At 68.7% G+C, this 21,050-nt stretch carries 26 protein-coding genes and 1 tRNA gene; 15 read left to right on the forward strand and 12 right to left on the reverse strand.

Annotated features, from left to right (window positions below; translation table 11 throughout):
* Window positions 1-38: 38 nt before the first annotated feature.
* Window positions 39-377, forward strand: coding sequence for a hypothetical protein (locus EDM04_RS15525; protein WP_123623715.1), 339 nt, complete (start codon window positions 39-41; stop codon window positions 375-377).
* Window positions 374-1,189: a hypothetical protein gene (locus tag EDM04_RS15530; protein WP_123623717.1), complete on the forward strand. Its 816-nt coding sequence runs from the start codon at window positions 374-376 to the stop codon at window positions 1,187-1,189. Before EDM04_RS15525 ends, EDM04_RS15530 begins: the two co-directional genes overlap by 4 nt.
* 36 nt (window positions 1,190-1,225) lie before the next feature.
* On the opposite strand, the gene EDM04_RS15535 is transcribed toward EDM04_RS15530, so the two are convergent.
* On the reverse strand, window positions 1,226-1,645 hold the full coding sequence (locus EDM04_RS15535) for a Rieske (2Fe-2S) protein (RefSeq protein WP_123623720.1): 420 nt from the start codon (window positions 1,643-1,645) through the stop codon (window positions 1,226-1,228).
* 121 nt (window positions 1,646-1,766) lie between these two features.
* Between EDM04_RS15535 and EDM04_RS15540 the strand changes: the two genes are divergently transcribed.
* On the forward strand, window positions 1,767-2,792 hold the full coding sequence (locus EDM04_RS15540; RefSeq protein ID WP_123623722.1) for a winged helix-turn-helix domain-containing protein: 1,026 nt from the start codon (window positions 1,767-1,769) through the stop codon (window positions 2,790-2,792).
* A 134-nt stretch (window positions 2,793-2,926) separates the two neighbouring features.
* Here EDM04_RS15540 and sod read toward each other — a convergent pair whose 3' ends face one another.
* On the reverse strand, window positions 2,927-3,526 hold the full coding sequence (gene sod, locus EDM04_RS15545; RefSeq protein ID WP_123623724.1) for a superoxide dismutase: 600 nt from the start codon (window positions 3,524-3,526) through the stop codon (window positions 2,927-2,929).
* Window positions 3,527-3,726: 200 nt separating this feature from the next.
* On the opposite strand from sod, the gene EDM04_RS15550 reads away from it, so the two are divergent.
* Together EDM04_RS15550 and EDM04_RS15555 are read left to right on the forward strand one after the other, a co-directional pair.
* On the forward strand, window positions 3,727-4,506 hold the full coding sequence (locus tag EDM04_RS15550) for a pirin family protein (protein ID WP_123623726.1): 780 nt from the start codon (window positions 3,727-3,729) through the stop codon (window positions 4,504-4,506).
* Window positions 4,507-4,564: 58 nt separating this feature from the next.
* Entirely contained in the window at window positions 4,565-5,248 is a 684-nt protein-coding gene (locus tag EDM04_RS15555; RefSeq protein ID WP_123623728.1) for a haloacid dehalogenase type II, read from the forward strand.
* A gap of 42 nt (window positions 5,249-5,290) precedes the next feature.
* On the opposite strand, the gene EDM04_RS15560 is transcribed toward EDM04_RS15555, so the two are convergent.
* Window positions 5,291-5,923: a protein sorting system archaetidylserine decarboxylase gene (locus tag EDM04_RS15560; RefSeq protein WP_123623730.1), complete on the reverse strand. Its 633-nt coding sequence runs from the start codon at window positions 5,921-5,923 to the stop codon at window positions 5,291-5,293.
* Between the two features lie 3 nt (window positions 5,924-5,926).
* Entirely contained in the window at window positions 5,927-6,976 is a 1,050-nt protein-coding gene (locus tag EDM04_RS15565) for an AAA family ATPase (protein ID WP_123623732.1), read from the reverse strand.
* Between the two features lie 181 nt (window positions 6,977-7,157).
* Here EDM04_RS15565 and EDM04_RS15570 point away from each other — a divergent pair, with 181 nt between their 5' ends.
* Genes EDM04_RS15570 through EDM04_RS15585 form a run of 4 tightly spaced genes read left to right on the forward strand, consistent with a single transcriptional unit; the run spans window position 7,158 to window position 11,653 of the window.
* A complete protein-coding gene (locus EDM04_RS15570; protein WP_123623734.1) occupies window positions 7,158-8,549 on the forward strand; it encodes an ABC transporter substrate-binding protein in 1,392 nt (463 codons plus the stop codon).
* A 4-nt stretch (window positions 8,550-8,553) separates the two neighbouring features.
* Entirely contained in the window at window positions 8,554-9,633 is a 1,080-nt protein-coding gene (locus tag EDM04_RS15575) for a carbohydrate ABC transporter permease (RefSeq protein ID WP_123623736.1), read from the forward strand.
* Entirely contained in the window at window positions 9,630-10,514 is an 885-nt protein-coding gene (locus EDM04_RS15580; RefSeq protein ID WP_123623738.1) for a carbohydrate ABC transporter permease, read from the forward strand. Before EDM04_RS15575 ends, EDM04_RS15580 begins: the two co-directional genes overlap by 4 nt.
* Window positions 10,514-11,653, forward strand: a complete 1,140-nt coding sequence (locus tag EDM04_RS15585; protein ID WP_123623740.1) for an ABC transporter ATP-binding protein — start codon at window positions 10,514-10,516, stop codon at window positions 11,651-11,653. The genes EDM04_RS15580 and EDM04_RS15585 overlap by 1 nt, the downstream gene beginning before the upstream one ends.
* Window positions 11,654-11,693: 40 nt before the next feature.
* On the opposite strand, the gene EDM04_RS15590 is transcribed toward EDM04_RS15585, so the two are convergent.
* The 3 genes from EDM04_RS15590 to EDM04_RS15600 form a co-directional block, all read right to left on the reverse strand.
* The gene (locus EDM04_RS15590) at window positions 11,694-12,353 is read right to left on the reverse strand and encodes a DUF4013 domain-containing protein (RefSeq protein WP_123623742.1); all 660 of its coding nucleotides are present in this window, start codon (window positions 12,351-12,353) and stop codon (window positions 11,694-11,696) included.
* Complete coding sequence (locus tag EDM04_RS15595) at window positions 12,350-12,766, reverse strand: SHOCT domain-containing protein (RefSeq protein ID WP_123623744.1); 417 nt, start codon at window positions 12,764-12,766, stop codon at window positions 12,350-12,352. The genes EDM04_RS15590 and EDM04_RS15595 overlap by 4 nt, the downstream gene beginning before the upstream one ends.
* A 93-nt stretch (window positions 12,767-12,859) precedes the next feature.
* Entirely contained in the window at window positions 12,860-13,339 is a 480-nt protein-coding gene (locus tag EDM04_RS15600) for a DUF192 domain-containing protein (RefSeq protein WP_123623746.1), read from the reverse strand.
* Between the two features lie 61 nt (window positions 13,340-13,400).
* On the opposite strand from EDM04_RS15600, the gene EDM04_RS15605 reads away from it, so the two are divergent.
* From EDM04_RS15605 to EDM04_RS15625, 5 genes are all read left to right on the forward strand, one after another.
* A tRNA-Val gene (locus EDM04_RS15605) sits at window positions 13,401-13,474 on the forward strand.
* Between the two features lie 247 nt (window positions 13,475-13,721).
* On the forward strand, window positions 13,722-14,903 hold the full coding sequence (locus EDM04_RS15610; protein ID WP_123623748.1) for a Fic family protein: 1,182 nt from the start codon (window positions 13,722-13,724) through the stop codon (window positions 14,901-14,903).
* Window positions 14,904-14,983: 80 nt separating this feature from the next.
* Complete coding sequence (locus tag EDM04_RS15615; RefSeq protein WP_123623750.1) at window positions 14,984-15,640, forward strand: HVO_2922 family protein; 657 nt, start codon at window positions 14,984-14,986, stop codon at window positions 15,638-15,640.
* Between the two features lie 7 nt (window positions 15,641-15,647).
* Window positions 15,648-16,124, forward strand: a complete 477-nt coding sequence (locus EDM04_RS15620) for a DUF5518 domain-containing protein (RefSeq protein WP_123623752.1) — start codon at window positions 15,648-15,650, stop codon at window positions 16,122-16,124.
* Between the two features lie 49 nt (window positions 16,125-16,173).
* The gene (locus tag EDM04_RS15625) at window positions 16,174-17,352 is read left to right on the forward strand and encodes a DNA primase (protein WP_123623754.1); all 1,179 of its coding nucleotides are present in this window, start codon (window positions 16,174-16,176) and stop codon (window positions 17,350-17,352) included.
* A 4-nt stretch (window positions 17,353-17,356) separates the two neighbouring features.
* Here EDM04_RS15625 and EDM04_RS15630 read toward each other — a convergent pair whose 3' ends face one another.
* Entirely contained in the window at window positions 17,357-17,575 is a 219-nt protein-coding gene (locus EDM04_RS15630) for a hypothetical protein (protein WP_123623756.1), read from the reverse strand.
* A 179-nt stretch (window positions 17,576-17,754) separates the two neighbouring features.
* Between EDM04_RS15630 and EDM04_RS15635 the strand changes: the two genes are divergently transcribed.
* A complete protein-coding gene (locus EDM04_RS15635) occupies window positions 17,755-18,483 on the forward strand; it encodes an SWIM zinc finger family protein (RefSeq protein WP_241154944.1) in 729 nt (242 codons plus the stop codon).
* Here the strand turns inward: EDM04_RS15635 and EDM04_RS15640 are convergent.
* The 4 genes from EDM04_RS15640 to EDM04_RS15655 form a co-directional block, all read right to left on the reverse strand.
* Complete coding sequence (locus tag EDM04_RS15640; RefSeq protein WP_123623758.1) at window positions 18,464-18,655, reverse strand: hypothetical protein; 192 nt, start codon at window positions 18,653-18,655, stop codon at window positions 18,464-18,466. The genes EDM04_RS15635 and EDM04_RS15640 overlap by 20 nt on opposite strands.
* Before the next feature lie 126 nt (window positions 18,656-18,781).
* The gene (gene rpl12p, locus EDM04_RS15645) at window positions 18,782-19,123 is read right to left on the reverse strand and encodes a 50S ribosomal protein P1 (RefSeq protein ID WP_123623760.1); all 342 of its coding nucleotides are present in this window, start codon (window positions 19,121-19,123) and stop codon (window positions 18,782-18,784) included.
* An 18-nt stretch (window positions 19,124-19,141) separates the two neighbouring features.
* Window positions 19,142-20,182, reverse strand: a complete 1,041-nt coding sequence (locus tag EDM04_RS15650) for a 50S ribosomal protein L10 (RefSeq protein WP_123623762.1) — start codon at window positions 20,180-20,182, stop codon at window positions 19,142-19,144.
* A complete protein-coding gene (locus EDM04_RS15655; protein WP_123623764.1) occupies window positions 20,179-20,817 on the reverse strand; it encodes a 50S ribosomal protein L1 in 639 nt (212 codons plus the stop codon). The genes EDM04_RS15650 and EDM04_RS15655 overlap by 4 nt, the downstream gene beginning before the upstream one ends.
* Window positions 20,818-21,050 lie beyond the last annotated feature (233 nt).

Below are 21,050 nucleotides of genomic sequence, written 5' to 3' on the forward strand. Positions count from 1 at the left end.
TCGGAACAGATAAGTTCCGGAACCGATCAGGCGCGTTCGTGCTGCTGGTCGTGACGTATTCGACGGCGGCCCGCACCGGCCTCCGAAACCTGTGTCGCCGCCACGAGGAGACGGTCGCGCGGCGGTTCGGGCGGGCGGCGCTGCTCGACGAGACGGTGTACGCCGCGTTCCTCGCGCTCCGGCTGCGCGAGTCGCACGGCGGGGACGTACAGATCGAGCGGACGGAGCCGTTCAACGAGTTCGTCGCGCTCGACGGGCCGGTCCGCGAGGCCGCGAGCGCGTACGCGAACCGCGACGCGAAGTCGACGCCGTACGCCGCGTTCGCCGCCGGGACGGACCACCCGGACCCGGACTCGATGCGAGGCGACGAACTGTGAGCGGGGCGGACGGGCGGCGCGATCGAGCGGGATCCGGCGAAAGGTCCGAGAGCAACGGCTGTCGAGTCGCTCTCGAGCCGACGATCCCCGAGCCGGCCGCCGTGATCGGTCGCGTGCCGACGGGAGCGAGCCTTCGTCGCGAGCTCGCGGCGGCGGCCCGGACGATCGGGCTGTCGTCGTCGGTCGAGGACCAGGTTATCGAGATCCGCGACGCGCTCGCGGCGATCGAGGTCGAACCGGTCGACCTCGACGCGGCCCGGCGCCGAGTCGCGAACGCGAGCGGCGAGGAGGAGCGCCTGAAGGAGCGCGTGGCCGCCCTCCGCGGGGGCGTGCGAGCGCGCCGAGAGGTGGAGGCGGAGACCGACGCGGCCCTCGGCGACCTGGAGTCGGCGGCCGCCGAGCTGTCGGCCGCACAGAGCGAGCGGATCGCGGCCGAGCAGGCGCTCGAACGCGCCCGCCAGCGCGCCGCCGACGCCCGCGACGCCCGCGAGCGACGGCTCGAGCTCCGGGACCGGCTGCGGAACCGGCGCCGGGACGCCCGTCGAGAGCTCGCGCGGGAGGTGTACCCGGCGTTCCGCGACGCCCTGAGGGGCGTTCCGGGCGCCGGCCCCGACGACGCCGGCGCGGAGCCCGGGCGCTACGACGGCCCGCCCCTCGCGGCGTCGCTGGCGGCGGTCCGGCTCGCCGACCTCGACGGACCCGTCGCGCTCGGCGCGGAGGCGGTCGGGTGGATCGTCGACCGCGGCGGCGCGTCGCCGGAGTCGGTGGTCGAGGCGGCGGTGGTCCGGCCCCACGGGCGGCCGTCGTTCTGACGGCACTCGATCGGATCGAGACGCGTTCACGGCGGCTTAAAACGAGAGGTGCGAGGACGACCCCGGCCCGTCGTCGCCGTCGTTCAGGCCGCCGTCGTGCAGGTAGTCGTAGTGCTCGTCGGTGAGGAGGACGGTGTCGTCCTCGACGGCGACATCCACTCCGGGGAGCGTCGTTCCCGACGCCTCCCCGTTGTCGCACTCGCCGGAGCAGGCGTCGAACATCGACCCGTGTCGCGGACAGATTATCTCGCCGTCGCGGATCGCCGCGCCGCGGCCCGCGTCGAGGCGCTGGTCCTCGTGCGTGCAGTTGTTGACCCACGCCCTGACGCCGGGGGGCTCCTCGCACGGGACGAGAATGACCTCCGTCTCGTTCCCGAAGGCGTCCTCGGCGGTGAAGCGGTACGAGCCGCCCTCCGTGACCGCGGAGCGGTCGGCGATCGCGGTTGCGTCCGACATGGGATCGGCGTAGGGACGTCCGGTCGAAAAGCCTGCCGTCCGGATCGATCCCCCGATCGCGGCGGCCGGCGGACTCGCCCCGTTCGATGGGTTTTATCCGGTCGTCCCGCCTTGATCCGGTGTGAGTCAGTTCGATCGGACCGCCGGCGCGGACGCGGGAGCGGAGGCCGACGCGGCGACCGAAACGGAGACCGACGCGGCGGCGGCGGAGGCCGACGCGGCCGCGGAAGCCGACGCAGCCACGAAGACCGGGGTCGACGCCGAGGACGGCCTGACGGCCGCCCTCCGGACGGAGTCCCGAGTGCTCCCCGCGGAGGTGTTCGCCACCCTCGGCAACGACACGCGAGTCGACATCCTGCGCGTCCTCCTCGAACTCGGCGCCGACGAGGAGCCGGTGAGATTCACCGACCTCTTCGAGCGGGTCGGCATCGACGACAGCGCCAACTTCAACTACCATCTCCGACAGCTCACCGGCCACTTCGTCAAGCGGAGCGACGACGGCTACGAGTTCCGATACCCCGGCCGCAAGGTCGTCAGCGCCATCTTCACCGGAACCCTCACCGATCGCGCGCAGGTGGGGTTCTTCCCGGTCGGGGGGTCGTGTTACGACTGCGACGGCGACCTCCACGGCTGGTACGTCGACGACACGCTCACCGTGGGCTGTGCCGACTGCGGCACCATTCAGGTGAGCTACCCGTTCCCCTCCGGCGGCCTCGACGACCGCACGACAGACGAGCTGCTGCAGGCGTTCCACCACTACGTCCGCCACCACTACTGCCTGGCCGCGGACGGGGTCTGCCCCGAGTGCACCGGCGCGGTGGAGACGACGCTCGTCCGCGACCCCGACGAGGAGGACCTCGACGTCGCCGTCGAACACGTCTGCGGGCGATGCAACTACCGGCTGCGGTCGACGGTCGGCGTCACCCTGCTGGACCACGCCGAGACGCTGCTGTTCTTCTCCGAGCGCGGCGTCGACCTGAACACGGCGCCGTTCTGGGGGTTCGACTGGTGCGTGAGCGACGAGCGGACGGCGGTCGTCTCCGAGGACCCGCTCCGGGTCCGGCTCTCGCTTCCCTGCGACGGCGACGAGCTCCGGGTAGTCGTCGACGAGTCGGTGGACGTGATGGAGACGTCGCTCGCGGAGTGAGTCGGAGGGAATGAGCCGGCGGATCCGTCGCTCGCGGAGCGAAAGCGTCCACCGGGCGGGCCGAACGACCCGGCGGAAAAACGGTAGAATACCTCGGTGAGATCGGCCGAATTCGGGCCGATCGATCGGACTCGTTACTCGAAGAGCTCGACGGCCTGCTCGTAGCGGGTCGACGGTTCGTCCCAGTCGACGACCTCGAAGAAGTTGTCGACGAACTCGCCGCGGGCCGGGCCGTAGTCGTGGTAGTAGGAGTGCTCCCACACGTCCAGCGCGAGAACCGGGTGACCGCCCCAGATGGCGCCCTGGTCGTGCTTGTCGACCACGACGTTCCGCAGCTGGTTCGAGAACGTGTCGTACACGAGGAGCGCCCAACCGCCGGCCGCAGAGGCCGCCGCCTCGAACTCGCCCTTCCACGCCTCGTAGGAACCGAAGTCCTCCTCGATCCGGTCGGCCAGCGCGCCCTCTGGCTCAGCGCCGCCCTCCGGGCTCATGTTCTGCCAGAACAGGTCGTGGAGGATGTGGCCCGACGAGTTGTGCGTCACGTTCCGGAGCGCGCCGCCCGACGACGAGAAGTCGCCCGACTCGCGGTTCTCCTCGAGCGTCTCCTCGGCCGAGTTCCACCCGTTCACGTACCCCTGATGGTGCGTGTCGTGATGCCATTCCAGCACCTGCTCGGAGAGGTGCGGCTCTAAGGCGTCGTACTCGTACGGCAGCGGATCGAGTTCGTAGCTCATGTTACATTCCTGTCTATGCACGGGACGGGTAAGAACGTTCTCTGTAACGCATTTCAGTAACATTTCCGATATTACCTAAGTACTACATACAGCTCTATGTAGTTCGTTATATAGACATATCTGGGTAATCATACGGAATCCGTCTATTTTCGACTACCGGCGACGCGGCCCTTATCTGTGCCGAACTCGTCAGATCGAGTATGACACCAGACGAGACGATCGCGAGCGGCGTCGAGCCGCTCTCCGGCGAGACGGTCCGACACGGGACGGGCGTGAACTCCGACCGCGCGTTCCCGACGAACGGCCACCCCGACAACCTCGACCCGTTCGTGCTGTTCGAGCGGTTCTACATCGACCCGGACGAGGGGTTCCCGATGCACCCGCACAAGGGGTTCGAGATCGTCTCGTACATGATCGACGGCGGGATGGAGCACGCGGACTCGCTCGGCGTCGAGCACACCGCCCGCGAGAACGAGGCGATGCGGATCACGACCGGAAGCGGGATCCGTCACTCCGAGTTCCCGGCCGACGGCGAGGCCTGCAACGGGCTCCAGCTGTGGGTGAACCTCCCGCGCGAGGAGAAGGAGGCGGACCCGGACTACGTCGACGCGAGCGCCGCGGAGCTTCCCACCGCCGAACTCGACGGTGCGACCGTCACGACCGTCGTGGGAGAGGGGTCGCCTATCGAGCTGTGCACCCCGATGGAGTACCTCGACGTTCGCGTCACCGACGCGTGGACGTGGTCGGTCCCCGGCGAGAGGACCGGATTCCTCTACGGCGTCGAGGGGAGCGGGACCGTCCGAGAGAGCGATGCCGACACCGACGCCAGCCGCGAGTTCGCCGCGGGCGACGTGCTCCCGAACCCGGACGCGCGAGACGTGATAGTCGAGAGTGGCGGAGGGGAGGAGCTCCGCTTCGTCGCCGTCTCCGGCCGGCCGCACGGCGAGCCGATCCGCCAGCAGGGGCCGTTCGTCCTCTGAGATCGGTCAGCGGCGGAGAACGGGGTATGATAACACGGGGCGTCGAAGAGGCGACCGAATGCCACTCGATCCGGACCGCGTTCGGACCGTCACCTTCGACTCGTACAGCACCCTCGTCGACGTGGAGGCGGCCGAGGCGGCGCTCGCCGACCGCGTCCCCGACCCGGAGCCGGTGTCGCGGCTCTGGCGGTCGCGCTCGCTGGCGTACACGTTCGTCGCGAACGCGATCGACGCCTACCAGCCCTTCTACGAGATGAACCGCGACGCGCTGACGTACGCGCTGGCGGCTCACGACGTCGACATATCGACCGAGGAGCGCGACGAGATCCTCGCGGTGTACCACGAACTGGAGGTGTTCGACGACGTGCGCTCGGGGATCGAGCGCCTGCGCGAGGGGGGCTACGAGCCGTACGTGCTCTCGAACGGGAACCCGGAGATGCTCGACTCGATGGTCGAACACGCCGGAATCGGGGACCTCGTCGCGGGCACGATAAGCGCCGACGAGGTGGAGACGTTCAAGCCGGCGGCCGAGCTGTACCGCCACGGCGCCGCCCGGACGGGGACGCCGATCGACCGGATCGTCCACGTCACCGCGGGCTGGTTCGACGTGTTAGGGGCGTCGCACGCGGGGATGCAGGCGGTCCGCCTCGACCGGAAGGGGACGCCGTGGGAGCCGTTCGCGGGCGACCCGGACCGCACGGTGGAATCGATCCACGAGCTGGCCGACGCGCTGGGGGTTTGAGGCGGTCGACGGGGCATCGATACTGACGGCGGGCCCGCGATCTCAGTCCCGCTCGGCGACGATCGTCTCGCCGGCGCGCACCGCGTCGCCCTCGCTCACGAGGAGGTCGCTCTCGTCGACGTCGGCGGGGAAGATAACGTCCGCCCGCGAGCCGAACGAGACGTGGCCGACGCGCTCGCCGCGGTCGACCGCGTCGCCGGGCTCGACCGAGGGGTGGATCCGGCGGGCGAACCAGCCGGCGATGACTAACAGCTCGTACTCGCCGAAGTCGATCGCGACCTGCTCGTTGCGGTCGGACTCCTTGCTGAACGCGGGTCGGTTCGCGCCGGGACGGTGCCGCACCTCGCGGACCTCGCCCGCGAGGGGCGCGCGGTTCACGTGCACGTCGGTGACGTTCATGAACACGCCGACGCGCAGGCGCTGGCCCTCCTCGCGGACGACGCTCACCGTGCCGTCGGCGGGGGCGACGACGGCTCCCTCGGCGTCGGGCGTCGAGCGGTCGGGGTCGCGGTGGAACCAGAGGACGCCGAGCGCGAGCGCGAGCAGGCCGAGCCCGACCGGCGGGAGGACGGGGAGCGTCGCGGCCCCGAGGAGCGCGGGGACGAGCGCCAGCCGCCACGCCTCGTCGACGACGGGGAACGGGAGGACCGCCGCGAGCGGGGGGTTCCGGGCCACGGCTCAGGCCTCCGCGGGGTCCCGGAAGTCGGGTCGGAGCTCGGTCCGTCCCGCCGCCCACGCCGCGAGCAGGTGGACGAGGTGAGTCCGGTCGTCGAGGCCGTCGACCAGGTCGAGGTCGGCCTCGCCGGCGAGGACGTGGAGCCGCGCGAGGTCGTCGCCGCCGTACTCGGAGCCGGCGCGGGCGACCCGCAGGGCCTCTCTGAGGAGCTCCCCCCCGTCGTATCCGCCCTCGTCGAGCAGGTCGCCGAGGGTCGAGCGCGCGTCCTTGAGGTCGCCGGCGCGGGCGTCGGCGAGCGCCTCCCGGATCGCGTCGTCGTCGCCGACCTCGCCGAGCGTCTCGTAGGCGGTCGACATGGTGATCTCGCCGCCCTCGACCGCGGTGGCCTGCGCCGAGAGGATCGCCTCTCGGAGGTCGCCGCCGGCCGCGCTGGCGACGAACTCCAGTCCGTCGCCGTCGTAGTCGACGCCCTCGCGCTCGCAGATGGTTTCGAGCACGTCGATCGTCTCGTCGGTGGTCGGCGCGCGCACGCGAACCGGGAAACACCGCGAGCGGATCGGCGCGATGAGCTTCGACGGCTGCCGGGTGGCGATCACGAACTGCGTGGTGCGGTGGTGCTGTTCCATCACCCGACGGAGCGCCTGCTGGAAGTCCTCGCGGATGGCCTCGGCGTTGTCCAGCAGGACCGTCTTGTACTCGCCGGACATCGGCGCGTACGACGCCGACTCCTTGAGCACGCGGTTGATCATGTCGCGTTTCGCCATCCGGCTGCGGCCCTGCAGGAATCCCTCGAAGCGGGGGTCCGTCCGGATCTCCTTTTTCGTCCGACCGAAGAAGTCCGCGACGTTGATCTCGATCAGGTCGCCCTCGGGGTCCTCGTGGGCGGCCCGGGTCAGGGCCCGTGTCGCCGCCGTCTTCCCGACGCCGGGCGGCCCCTGCACGACGAGGTTCATCGGCTCGTCGACCGCGCGCTCCAGCCGCTCGCGGGCCTCGTCCTGGCGGATCTCGTCGAGCGCCGGGGCGTGCGCGTCGATCCACAGCGGTCCGTCCATGTCGCGTCCTCCGGGCCACGCGCTCAAGAATCGGTCGGTCCGCCATCCGGCCCGTCAGTCCTACCGATGAGACCGCAAGCACGTTGTGTTCCGGATAAACAGCCCCCCTGACGAGATTTTTAACAATCGAAGTAAATGAACATCAACGGTTAAGTATCGGGAGTTACCATCATTATCATACATGTCACACGACAGCCGATCCGATGACGACGACCGCCTCACCCGCCGACATTACGTCGCGGGCGCGGGAACGCTCGCGACCGTTGGGATCGCCGGGTGTTCCGATTCCGGCGGCGACGGGAGCGACGGCAGCGACGGCAGCGACGGCAGCGACGGCAGTGACGGCAGCGACGGAAGCGACGGGAGCGACGGAAGCGACGGCAGCGACGGAGGGGACTCCGCGAGCGAACTGGAGATCATCCACTGGTGGACCGCGGGCGGTGAGCAGGACGCCTATCAGGCCCTCCTCGACGGGTTCCGAGAGGAGCACCCGGACGTCGAGATCACGGACAATCCGGCGCCGGGCGGCGCCGGCTCCGCGATCGACACGGTGGTCCAGAACCGCGTCATCGACGGGAACCCGCCGAGCACGTTCCAGATCTGGCCCGGGCAGGCGCTTACCCCGTACACTGACGAGGGGCTCCTCGAGGACATCGGCGACTCCGTCTGGGACGAGGAGATGCGCGGCGCGTACCTCGACGGCGTCATCGACCTCGCCCAGCCCGCCGGCGACCTCGTCGCGGTGCCGATCAACATCCACCGGCTGAACAACCTGTTTTTCAACGTCTCCGTCCTCGACGACGCGGACGTGGACGCCACCGACATCGACGACCCGCAGGGGCTGCTCGGCGTCTTGGAGACGCTCGACGCCGAAACGGACGTGACGCCGCTCGTCCACCAGACCCAGAGCCCGTGGTCGTCGCTCCAGCTGTGGGAGAGCATCTTCATCGGCCAGCAGGGCGTCGACGACTACCAGACGGTCATCGGCGGCGACGTCTCGTCGCTCGAAGACGAGGTCCGCTCGGCGCTCGACCTGCTCGCCAGCTACCTCGAGTACATCCCCGAGGACGCCGGCTCCATCAGCTGGGACCAGGGGAACGACCAACTGATCGAGGGGAACGCGGCGTTCCTCCATCAGGGCGACTGGGCGGCCGGGCAGTACAGCTCCGCCGACGGCTTCGAGTTCGGTAGCGACTGGGACATGGTGCCGTTCCCGGGCACGACGGGCGTCTACCAGTCGGTCATCGACTCGTTCGTCTTCCCGACGAACAACCCGTCGCCGGAGGCGACGGAGCAGTTCCTCAACTACGCCGGCAGCGTCGACGCACAGGAGCGGTTCAACCCGATCAAGGGCTCGATCCCGCCGCGCACCGACGTGCCGATGGACGAGTTCGGCGACTTCCTCTCGCGGCAGTTCGAGGACTTCCAGAACTCGAACACTCAGCCGCCGGCCATCGCGCACGGTACCGCCGTTGCACCCGCCATCCAGTCCGCTCTGGAGGAGACGTTCGCGAACTTCAACGAGAACCGGGACGTCGACGCGGCGTACCAGGGCATCGTCGACGCGTTCTAACGCGATGTCCTCCGGGATTTTCGCAGCGTTAATACGCGATACCGGTGGGTCGGTCCGGAGCGACGGACCGGACGTCGACAGCGACGCGGCCGGAGACGAGGCTTCCGACGCGGAGCCGCGGGTCCGGACCGACGGCGGGACGGTCGTCGACGGCGCGGGAGAGCGGTCGGGATCGGCGGACGCCGAACCGTCGCTCCGCTCGCGGTTCCGCCGGAGTCGGTTCCTCGAATCGATTCCGTTCTGGGGACCGCCCGGCGTGCTGGTGCTGTTCTTCGTCTACGGCGCCATCGGGTGGAACTTCGTCATCTCGCTGACGGGCTGGGAAGGCCTCGGCTCGCCCGACTACTCCTCGCTGTCGACGGAGATGTACACCCAGCTGCTCGCGGACTCGTCGTTCCACGCCGCGTTCCAGAACACGCTCGTGTTGCTGTTCGCGTTCACCGTCCTGTCGCTCGTCGTCGGGCTGTTGTTGGCGATCCTCGTCGACCAGAAGATCCGACTCGAGAACACGTTCCGGACGATCTACCTCCTGCCGATGAGCCTCTCGTTCGTCGTCACCGCGATCTTCTGGTCGTGGATGTACAACCCGTCGAACGGGCTTATCAACGAGTTACTCCGCGCGATCGGGTTAGACGCGCTCACGCAGGCGTGGCTCTCCGACCCGCAGTTCAAGCTGGCGGCGATCATCTTCGCGCTGATGTGGCAGTTCTCCGGCTACTGCATGGTCGTGTACCTCGCCGGCCTCCGCGCGATCCCCGAGTCCCAGTACGAGGCGGCCCGGATCGACGGCGCCTCGACGACGCGACTCTACTGGCGGGTCATCATCCCGCAGTTGCGCGCCTCCACGATGTCGGCGGCGGTCGTGTTGGTCGTGTTCGCGCTGAAGGCGTTCGACTTCCTGTTCGTGCTGTTCGGGGTCAACCCCGGCCAGTCGGCCGACATCCTCTCTGTGATGATGTACCGCGTCGCCTTCGACCGGGTCCAGTGGGCGTACGGCTCCGCCGTCGCGATGGTGCTTTTCGCCATGGCGCTCGGCGTGATCGGTCCGTATCTCTACCTGCAGTACCGGCGGGGTGAGCTATGAGCGCGGCCGATCGAGCGCGATCGGCCGCGACCGGCCTGGACCGCTCTCGCGTGGCCCTGTACCTCGTCCTGCTCGCGATGGTCGCGTTTTACCTCGCACCGCTCGAGTCCGGATTGATGACGGCGTTCAAGACGCCGGAGGGGTTCCGGACCACGACCCCGTTCGCGCTGCCGCCGATCGGTGAGTTCACCGTCTCAGCGTGGGGGATGGCGTTCGAACGGCTTTCGAGCGGGCTGCTCAACAGCGCGATGATGGCGGTGCCGGCGACGGTGCTGTCCGCGCTGTTCGGGTCGCTGGCGGCGTACGGCCTGACGAACCTCAGTTGGCGCGGGCAGATCGGCGTGCTGATGCTCTTCGTCGCTGGCGTGTTCATCCCGTACCAGGCCGTGCTGGTGCCGCTGACCCAGTTCTGGTCGTTCGTCGACCTCGGCGGGCGGATCCCGCTCGCGTTCGTCGACGAGTATCAGGGGCTCATCAATCTCGGAATCACGCACGTCGCGTACGGGATTCCGATCTGTACGGTGTTGTTCCGGTCGTACTACGCGACGATCGATGAGGACATGCTGGAGGCGGCCCGGCTGGACGGCGCCTCCGCGGCGACGATCTACCGACGCATCGTGTTGCCCCTGTCGGTGCCGATCTTCGCGGTGACGCTCATCTACCAGTTCACGCAGATATGGAACGACCTCCTGTTCGCGATCGTGTTGGTCAGCGACCCGTCGAACCAAGTGGTGACGGTCGCGCTGAACCAGCTCCAGGGGTCGTTCGTCCAGCAGTTTAACCTCCAGATGGCGGGGGCGTTCGTCGCGGCGTTGCCGACGCTCGTCGTGTACGTCCTCTTCGGAGAACAGTTCGCGAAAGGCGTCGCAGGTGAAACATAATGGCACAACTCGAACTCGACTCGGTGACGAAACGGTTCGGCGAGGGGGACGAATCCGTCCTCGCCGTGGACGACGTGAACGTCGACATCGCGGACGGGGAGTTCCTCGTCCTGGTCGGCCCGTCCGGCTGCGGAAAGTCGACGACGCTGCGGATGGTCGCCGGGCTCGAATCAATCACGGACGGCGAGATCCGGCTCGGCGGCGACCGGATGAACGAGAAGCGTCCGGCCGAGCGGGACATCGCGATGGTGTTCCAGAGCTACGCGCTGTACCCGCACATGACCGTCAGACAGAACATGCGGTTCGGCCTCGAGGAGTCGACCGACCTCGACGACGACGAGATGGACGAGCGCGTCGAGGACACCGCGGAGCTGCTCGACATCACGGAGCTGCTCGACCGGAAGCCCGGGGCGCTCTCGGGCGGCCAGCAGCAGCGCGTCGCGCTCGGCCGCGCCATCGTGCGCGAGCCCGCGGCCTTCCTGATGGACGAGCCGCTCAGTAACCTCGACGCGAAGCTCCGGTCGCAGATGCGCACGGAGCTCCAGCAGCTGCAGGACGACCTCGACACCACCACCGTCTACGTGACCCACGACCAGACGGAGGCGATGACGATGGGCGACCGGATCGCCATCCTCGACGCCGGCGAGCTACAGCAGGTGGCGACGCCGCTCGAAGCGTACCACCGGCCGGCCAACCGGTTCGTCGCCGGCTTCATCGGGGAGCCGTCGATGAACTTCGTCGAGGGCGCGGTGGACGGCGACGCCCTCACCGCCGACGGGTTCCGGTACCCGCTCGGCGAGTCCGTGGCCGCCGCGGTCGACGGGAGCGCGAACGCCACCCTCGGAATCCGTCCCGAGGACATCACCGTCGACGGGAGCGGGAGCCTCGAAGGCGATCACACCTTCGACGCGACCGTCGACGTCGTCGAGCCGATGGGCGACGAGAACGTGGTGCATCTCTCGATAGACGGCGGGCCGCAGCTGATCGCGACCGTCGACGGGTTACGACGGATCGAGAGCGGAACCGCGGTCACCGTCGAGATCCCGGAAGAGGCCATCCACGTGTTCGACGGGAGCTCCGGTGAGGCCCTCCACAACCGCTCGCTCGACGACGCGGAGCTGGACGACAGACGCGTCTGAGGCGCCCGGCGGCCGCGGCCTCGACGCCGCACCGATCGGTTCAAACGCCCTGTCGCCGCCACGCCCGTCCGGTCGCCTGACCGATCGCGGCGGCGGCGGCGACCTCGGCGTAGAATCCGACGAAGAACCCGAGAGCGACCGCGTTGAGCGGACCGTACGCCGCCGCGACGAGCCCGAGTCCGCCCGCCGCGAGCAGGGTCGCGACGAGGTAACCGGCGTCCCGCGTGGCGGCGCCGACCAGGGAGCGATCCACCGCGGCGCGGAGGGTCCGTTCCCGGGCCACGGCGACGAGCGCGGCCGGGAGCGGGTAACAGATGGCGAACGCGAGCAGCGTCGCGACGGTCGAGCCCACGACGAACACGAGGCCCTCCGTGGAGCCGGTGGGATCGATCCCTTCGAGCGGGCCGCCGAGCGTCACGAGGAGGAGGACGAGCGGGATCGCGAGATAGCCGACCGCGGTCGCGACGAACCGGAGCCCGTCGCGGATCAGGGGACCGAACGGACGCCAGTCGGGACGCTCCGCGGTCTCGTGCGACTCCGTCGCCGCAGTCGCGGCGAGGACCCGCGAGAGGTAGCCGGCGACGGCGACGAACGGGACGAGGGGGAGCCACATGGCGAGCAGGTGGAGTCCGCCGCCCACGAGGACGGCGTCGAACCGCGGCGAGCCGCGGACCGGGAGCGTCAGGGCGTTCGGGATCACTCGCGGACGCGCTCGACTTCGCGCCGGAGCCCGTCGCGGACGCGCTCGGCGATGTCCTCGGTGTCGCCGCGGTCGGCGGTCTCGGCGTCCTCGGTCGCCAGCAGCCGGTCGAGCTTGCGCTCGAACTCGCGCTCGTCGATCTCGCCGCGGGCGTAGCGCTCGCGGAGCGCGCGGAGGGCGGGGTCGTCGGGAGCGTCGGCGTCGCCGTCGTCGTCCCCGTCGGGAACGGGCTTCGTCAGCGTGTGGAGGACGGGCAGCGCGACGAACAGGCCGAAGAACCAGACGAGCGGCAGCGACCACCAGAGCCCGGTGACGAGCGGAGCCGCGACGCCGGCACCGAGGACGAGAACCGCGAAGATCCGCCGCCAGCGGTGACGGAGGTTCCACGCGATCCGGCGGGGGAGATCGGTCATGACTCGAATGACGCCCGCGAGGGGCAAGTCGGTTTCGTCGGGGAGAGAGATCTCGTCGGGGGAGGAGTTTCGTCGAAGGGGGTTCCTCGCGGATCAGTCGAGTTCGAACGCGAGCCGGTCGCCCGGCTCGACGCCGCTGCGCTCGCTCCACCCCCGCGGCACTTCGAGGACGTACTTCCCCGTTCCGCGGTACCGAGTGTACGGGCGTGAGTCGGGTTCCGCCTCGTGGATCGCGGTGACGGTGCCGTTCGGCGCGACGAAGACGATGTCGAGCCCGAACGACATCCCTCGCATCACGTAGGCGTGCTCGGCCGCTTCGTCGTGGACGAACAGCATCCCCTCGTCGTCGGCGAGCTCGTCGGTCTCGGAGAGGCCGACGTACTGCTTCGCGAGGCCGTCGGCGACGCGTGCCTCGACGGTCGCGAGCGACTCGCCGGTCTCGCCGTCGACCGCCTCGACGGTCGCGGTGTCGTAGCCGGCGATCAGGAGGGTCGGATTCGCCGCGATCGCGGCGGCGAGGAGGAGGGCGAGGGCGGCGGAGGCGCCGGCGATCGCGAGGAGACGGCGGTTCACGGTCGATCCTCGCGCCGCAGAAAGAAACCGTTTTCCGCTCCCGGCGGGTTTGAAACGCTGAGGGCTCGTGGTCTAGCTGGTTATGACGCGGCCTTTACAAGGCTGAGATCGGCGGTTCGAACCCGCCCGAGCCCATTTCTGGGACGAACGAAGTGAGTCACAGAAATGTCTGCGAGGGCGGTCGAACTACGCGAGACGAGCGAAGCGAGTCTCGCCATCGAGTTCGAACCCGCCCGAGCCCGTTCATACTACACACGAGTTTAAGCCGCGTTGATATTGGAAATTTACTCTTCGAATGCCAGCGTAGTGTCCTCGAATGCATGTTGTTTGCATATAGGAGCGGTAAATTCATCTATGGGCCGATCGATGTGCGTGTGGATGCATGAGAGAGCGTGAGTTAGGGAATGGCGCTCCGGGAGCGCTCGTCTCGTACGGACGGGACTCTTATTATAAGCCCGAGCCACTTCCGCCGTCACGGGAGCTAGACCTCACCGATCGATTCTACGAGACGCTCGCGGACGCCGCGTTCTGGCTCGGCCAGCTCAGCGGGATCAGTCGCGAACTCGACTTCCCGCCCGTCCTCTACACGTCTCTCTTGCGAAAGGAAGCGATGGAATCGGCCGAGATCGAAGGTGCAGACGTCGACTACAACGCCCTCTACAGTCTCGAAACTCGTGCCCTCGACGACTCGGCAGACACCGATGCGCTGGCGTCCCGATCGTCGTCGAAGACCACGAAGGACACGCGTGAAGTGCTGAACTACGAGCGAGCCGTTGAGGATGGTATTCGAGCGATACACGACGGCGAATCGCTCAGCGTCGACCTGCTACATACGCTCCACGAGACGCTTCTCAGCGGGGTTCCCGACGACCGCGTCGACACCGAGACAGTCGGAGAGTACAAGACGCGTCCGAATCACCTCGGCGAGTTCCTCCCCCCGGTACCGGGCGTCGTCGACGGTCTCATGGATGCGCTGCTGACGTACTACCGGACGGGCGGACGGTATCATCCGCTCATCGACATCGCGCTCTTTCACTACCAGTTCGAGACGATTCATCCCTACGGCGACGGAAACGGTCGGCTCGGACGCCTCCTCATCACGCTCCAGCTGTACGATCACGGCTACCTGCAACGCCCGAATCTCTACCTGAGCGAGTACTTCAACCGGAACAAGCCCGCCTATGTCGACCGGATGACTGCGGTACGGGCGGGCGGTGAGTGGGAGGCGTGGCTCTCGTTTTTCATCGAGGGAGTTGCCAAGCAGGCCGAGGAGTCCGTCACGCGCACGCTCGCACTCGACGAGCTTCGACGGCGGTACGAAGACGAGTACGGTGGCGTCGACTACACGAAGAATCGACTCGCCTGCAAGCTCTTCGAGCGGCCGTACCTGACGACTAAGACCGTCGCAAAGTTGTTCGACGTCGATCACTCGACGGCGTCTCGCGCAATTGCTGCCCTGGAGGAAGACGGCGTTCTCGAAGAGGTCACCGGCAAAGCGCGGAACAAGGAGTATCGGGCGAGAGAGATCTTCGAAATCCTCGAACGGCCACCGCAGACGTACTAGTACGGATCCGCTCGGCCGTTCACCGATCAGTCGCCGACCGGCCATAGCGTTTTGTGCGCTCGCGGTGACGTAGTTTCCGTATGCCCGAAGAAACCGTTCACGAGTCGCGGAAGTCCCGGAGCCGACAGGCGGTCGCCACCTACTTCCGACGCATCGCCCGGGCGCTCGGCCGCGGAGAGCCCGTTCCCGTCGACGACGCCGGCACGGTGACGGTCGATCCGGCCGCGGAGCAGGAGGTCGAGATCGAACTCGAACGCGAGGACGGGACGGTCCACTTCGAGGTGGAGATGGAGTGGCCCGAGACGGAGGGCGAGATCGACGAGGAGGCCGCCGCGAGCAAGGCGACCTTCGAGCTATTCCGGGACAAGGCGGACGAGCACCGCTGGCGGCTCGTCCACGACAACGGGAACATCATCGCCGACGGCGGCGAGGGGTACTCGGACAAGCGCGACGCCGAGTCCGGCATCGAGAGCGTCCAGCGGAACGCGCCGGGCGCCCACGTGATCGACGTCTCCCGCGACGAGGAGGCCCCCGAGGAGGGCGGCAGCGACGCGACCTTCGAGCTGTTCCGCGACAACGCGGACGACTACCGCTGGCGGCTCCGCCACGACAACGGCAACGTCATCGCCGACGGCGGACAGGGGTACGCCTCCAAGCAGAAGGCGAAACAGGGGCTCAACAGCGTGAAGTCGAACGCGCCCGGCGCGGCGGTCGAAGGGGAAGAAGCGGAGGAGTAACCGAACGATGGTCCCCGACGACACGCTCTCCGCTGACGAGACCGAGACCGCTTCCGCCGATTCTCGCCCCGTAGACGCACCCTCCCCAGACGCCGGCAGAACCGCCTCGAACGGCTTCCTCGCGCCCGGCGACGACGCGCCGGCGGATCTCGGCGACGTGCTCATCTACGGGCTCGTCGGCGGGATCGCCGGCTCGGTGCTGTCGTTCGTCCCCTTCGCAACCGTGCTCGGCGGCGCGGTCGCCGGCTACCTCTGCGGCGGCCGCTCGGCGGACGCGCTCAAGACGGGCGCGGTCGCCGGGGTCGTGATGACGCTGCCGTTCGCGGCCGCGGTGGCCTTCCTGCTGTTCTTCCTCGGGATCGCCGGGGCGCCCGCGGAGTTCGGCGTCGTCGCGCTGTTCGTGATCGGGCTCGCCGCCGCCTACACCCTCGGGTCCGGGATCGTCGGCGGGTACCTCGGGCGCTACCTCCGGGGGAAACTGTAGCCGCGTACCGCACCGCTTATTCGACCCCCGTTGCTACCTCGGCCCGGACATGGACGCGCTCGACGCCAAGTACCCGTTCTTCGCGACCGCCCGCGAGGCGGTCGCCGACGCCGCGGTGTCGCTGCCGGAGCTCGTCGCGGCCGACGCGCCGGCGGTCGAGCGCGCCCGTGAACGCGTGGAGCGCGCCCTGATGGACGGGACGGTCGCTTCCGAGAGCGGCGCGTTCCCCGCCGAGTCGGAGTACGACGCGCAGGCCGAGCTGCTCTCGTACCCGATCGCGCGGATCCTCGTCTCGCTTCTGGACTCCCAGCCCGCCATCGAGAAGTACGCCGCCGCCGAGGCCGCGACCGCGATCGACCGGATCCGCGAGGACCTCGCGACCGACGACGAGCTGCGGTCGATGTCGACGCCGACCGTCTCGCTTGACGACGTGCTCGCCGAGTTCGACCTCGCGGACGCGGTGCGGCCGGAGTCCCCGCGACCGTCGGCGGGGACCGCCGGCGGCACGGCTGCGACGGGAGCCGGGTCAGGCACCGGATCCGCCCGCGACCCGGAGCACTACTGGATCGCCGTGGGGCCGTACCTCCGGCTCACCTCGCCCTCGTGGGGCGAGTCGTGGCGGCTCGTCAACCGCGCGCTCGCCGACGGCGAGGTGCGCGTCTCCCGCGAGGAGCTGCTGGACGCGCTCGAAGCCGCGGTCGAGGATCGGGTCCGCGAGGGACTCCCGTTCGAGCTGGCGACCGGCGAGGGGATCGCCGCGGAGCTCGAGTCCGGCGTCGCGGACCTCAAGCGGCTCCTCTCCGAGCGCACCTACGCCGGCCCGGTCGACGTGGTCGCGCCCGACCTGTTCCCGCCCTGCATGCGGAACCTGATCGAGAAGGCCGAGCGCGGCACGGATCTCTCCCCGCCGGAGTCGTTCGCGCTGATGGCGTTCCTCGTCGGCATCGGCATGAGCCCCGACGAAGTGGTCGCGTTCTGCGCCGACACGAGCCTCGACGCCGAGGGGATCCGGTACCAGACCGAGTACCTGAGCGACGACCGAGGGAGCCAGTACCCGCCGCCGACCTGCGAGACGCTGGCGAACTACGGGATCTGTCACAACGAGGAGGACCACATGCAGGTCGCCGCCGACCCGCTCACGTACTACGAGCGGCGCGTGACCGAGGCCGACGAGGTCACCGACTGGCGAGAGGAGAACGCGACCGCGGCAGAAGCGGAGAGCGAGTAGCCGTCTACGCGTCGTCGTCGTTCGCTCGGATCAGGTACGCGCCGACGAGCGCCATCAGCAGGACGAACGCGGCGAGCAGCGCGACGAGAGCGATCGCACCGGTCTCCGGCAGTCCGTCGGGACCGCCGAACGCGACCCCGATTCCGACCAGTCCGGCGACGAAGACCGCGGCCGCCGACAGCGAGACCGCGATCTGCCGACGGAGCTCCGCGTCGATTTCCATGCCCGCGAGTTTCCGTCGCCGCTAAAAAAGGACTTCGATGAGGGCGGCGGGGTCGGAGACGCCCGGCCGGCGAAACAGTCTCGAACGGAGAATATCGGCTCCTCGACCCGTTTCAGCGGCGATCTTATCCCTTTCCGGCCCCTATCTCGACGTAAGCGAGGGTCCCCCTCGCGGTCACTATGACGCACACTCGAAACACACCCGCGTCAGCAGCCCCCGAACCGGTCCCGGCCCGCGAGTCGTCCGCGACGGTGTCGCTAGCGGCGTCGACGTCGTCGGACGAGCGCGGCGATCCCGGTGAGATTGACGGGCCCGGCGAGAGCGACGAGTCCGGTGGGACCGACCGGCCCGAGGGCCGATCCGCTCGCGCCGTCGACGAGGAGATGACGGTCCGGCCGCTTCGCGACCGGCGCTACGTCGTCGAGACCGACGGCGGCACCTACGTGGTCGCGCTCGACGCCGGTACCTGCACCTGTCCCGACCACGCGATCCGCGGCTCGCGCTGCAAGCACCTCCGCCGCGTCGCGATGGAGGTGACGGCGGGGTCCGTCCCCGCGCCCGACGAGCGCGTCGGCGCCTGCGCGGTCTGCGGCGCGGAGACGTTCGTCCCGTTCGAGGCCGGCGGGTCGCACCTCTGTGAGCGACACACGTTCGAACCGGGCGCGGTCGTCCGCGACCGCGAGACGGGGAAGGGACTCGTCGTCGTCGACGTCACGACCGAGCGGGCCGACGCCTACCGGACCGACGAGGGGCGGGCCGTCGCCGAATACCCCACGAACGCCGACTACGGCGCCCACGAGCCCGTCGTCGAAGCGGTCTACGCGGAGTCGATCCGACCGGGCCGGAGCGTCGCTGACTGCGACCGATACGGGTTCCCCGCCTCGCGGCTCACCCGGCGAGGTGACTGATGTCTCGGCGCAGCGTGTATCCCTTCGGCACTCCGACGGCGCCCAAGCACTCCTCGCACAGCACCCGCTCGTAGTCGCGGTTCGTCTCCTTCTCGAGCAGCGAGACGTCTCCGATCGGGAACACCGACTCGCACCGATCGCACTCGACCTTGTCGCCGTCGACGATCTTCATCACCTCTCCGTTTCCGAGATCGATATATAAACTCGCGGACGGCGTTATCACTCCGGATAGCGGGTTCGGCAAAAATCGAGGTCTGAGAGTCGGTCGACGCGGTCGGAGTCTCGGTGATGTCCGGCGTTAGCCGAAGAGCTCGCCGAGGCCCTCGCCGCCGTCGCCGTCTTCCTCGTCGTCGTCGTCGGCCGCTTCCTCGGCGGCGTCCTCCTCGTCGGCCTCGTCGTCGTCGGCCTCGTCGGCCTCCGCGGCGTCCGCGGAGCCGCCCGAGGCGGCGCCGGCGGCCGGGGCCGCGGCGGCCGTCTCGATGGCCTCCTCGATGTCGACGTCCTCCAGCGCGGCGACGAGCGCCTTGACGCGGGATTCCTCGACGTCGACGCCGGCGGCTTCGAGCACGCCGGTGACGTTGTCTTCGTTGATCTCTTCGCCAGTCTCGTTCAGGATGAGCGCAGCGTAAACGTATTCCATTGGTGTGTCCTCGTGGTGTTATCCGAACATCGCGCCGAGACCTTCGCCGCCGTCGTCGCCGTCGTCGTCGTCGGCGTCGTCGTCGGCCGCCTCAGCGTCGTCCGTGTCGTCTTCTTCCTCCGCCTGTTCCTCCTCGTCGGCGTCGTCCGTCTCCGGAGCCGGGGCGGCTTCGACGCCCTGCAGCTCCTCGGGGAGCGCCTCCTCGTCGTCGATCTGGGTCGCGAGCGCGCGGAGCTGGGCGTCGGCCTTCCCGATGAGGTCGGGCACGACGTCCGGGCTCTCGATCTCCGCGAACAGCCCGACGGACTTCGCCTCGCCGGACGCCTTCGCGAGAAGGGCGCCGGCGGTGGCGGCCGTCGGGTACGCGGCGTTGACGGAGAGGTTCCGCGCGGCGGCGGCCGCCGAGCGGATGTCCGCCTCGTACTCGTCGACGTCGATCTCGAGCTCGTCCGGCTCGAACAGGACGCCGTCGGAGTAGACGCCCTTGAGGTCGAGCCCGACTTCCTTCGGCTCGATGCCGAGCTCGGTCAGGACGTTCGCGAGGTCGTCGTCGACGACCTCGCCCTCGGAGAGGACCTTCGAGTCCTCGGTGACCATGATCGAGCCGTCCTGGATGCGGGCGGCCGCGCCGACCGTCTGGAGCTCGCCGACGAACGGTCCCGGGTCGACGCCCGTGTCACCCTCGGGGATGACGACGTCGTTGGGGGCGACCTCGCCCGCGTTGATCGGGGCGGGGGTCTTCGAGGCTTCCAGCTGCTTGAAGAGGCCGAACGGGTTGTCGTTCGTGCCGATGAGCGCGACCTGACCCGAGACGTACTGGGTCAGCTCTTCGACGCCGTCGTTCACCTCTTCGAGCGCGCGGACGGTGAGCGTGTTGCGGCTCATCCGGACGTCCGCGGAGCCGTGCAGCTCGCGGCGCATGGCCTGGAGCTGGCGGCTCGGGATGCCGGCGACGCCGACGATCCCGACGGAGTTGAACGAGCGGATGAACTCGACGAGCTCGTCGACCTCCTCCTGTTTCCACTGCGGGATCGTCTCGGTCTTGCGGACCGAGCTCATACGGGCACCTCCTTCGCGGGACCCATCGTGGTCTTCACGTAGATCCCGTCGATGTTGAGCGGTCCCTTCTCGAGGCTCGCTTCGAGTCGCCGGATGATGACGTCGATGTTGTCCGATATCGCGTCGGGGCCCATGTCCTCGGCACCGACGCGGGTGTGGAACGTGCGCCGGTCGCGCGACCGGAGCTGCACGGTATTTTTCATCCGGTTGACTGTGTCGACGACGTCGTCGTCCGGCTGCAGTGGGGTAGGCATCTTCCCGCGCGGACCCAGGACGGTACCGAGGTACCGACCGATGTCCTGCATCAGGCTGGCCTCCGCGACGAAGAAGTCGGTCTCGTCGGCCAGGTCCTTTGCGCGGTCGTCGTCGTCTCCTAAGTCTTCGAGGTCGTCGCTGTCAAGCACTTGATCAGCAACTTCCTGAGCGCGGACGGCGGTTTCGCCCTCCGCGAAGACGACGATCTGTGTCTCCTGCCCCGTTCCAGCCGGCAGCACGACGGACTCGTCGATGCGGTTCGACGGATCGTTGAGGTCGAGGTCTCGCAGGTTGATCGCGATGTCCACTGTCTCGCGGAAGTTCCGCTCGGGCGCATCGTCGAGTGCGAGGGTTACGGCCTCTTGTATTGTGTCTGCCATTTTCACCTCCGTAGTACGCAGGTCGCTCCTACGGGTCAGTGAAACAGGCGAAGCCTGTCTCACCGGAAAGTGGTTCATCGGAGGTTTAAAAGCGTCGAACCGTCCGTCCGGGTGTGAACCGGAGACAGGGGCCGTGCGGGCGGTTCGCGCACCCAGCTCTCGATCGCCTCATCACCGTCGATTCGACGCGCGTCGAACGCGGGAACGTCGCGTAGGGGAACCCTTTTGATGCC

The organism is Halorubrum sp. CSM-61 (assembly GCF_003781945.1).
Taxonomy (GTDB): Archaea; Halobacteriota; Halobacteria; order Halobacteriales; family Haloferacaceae; genus Halorubrum.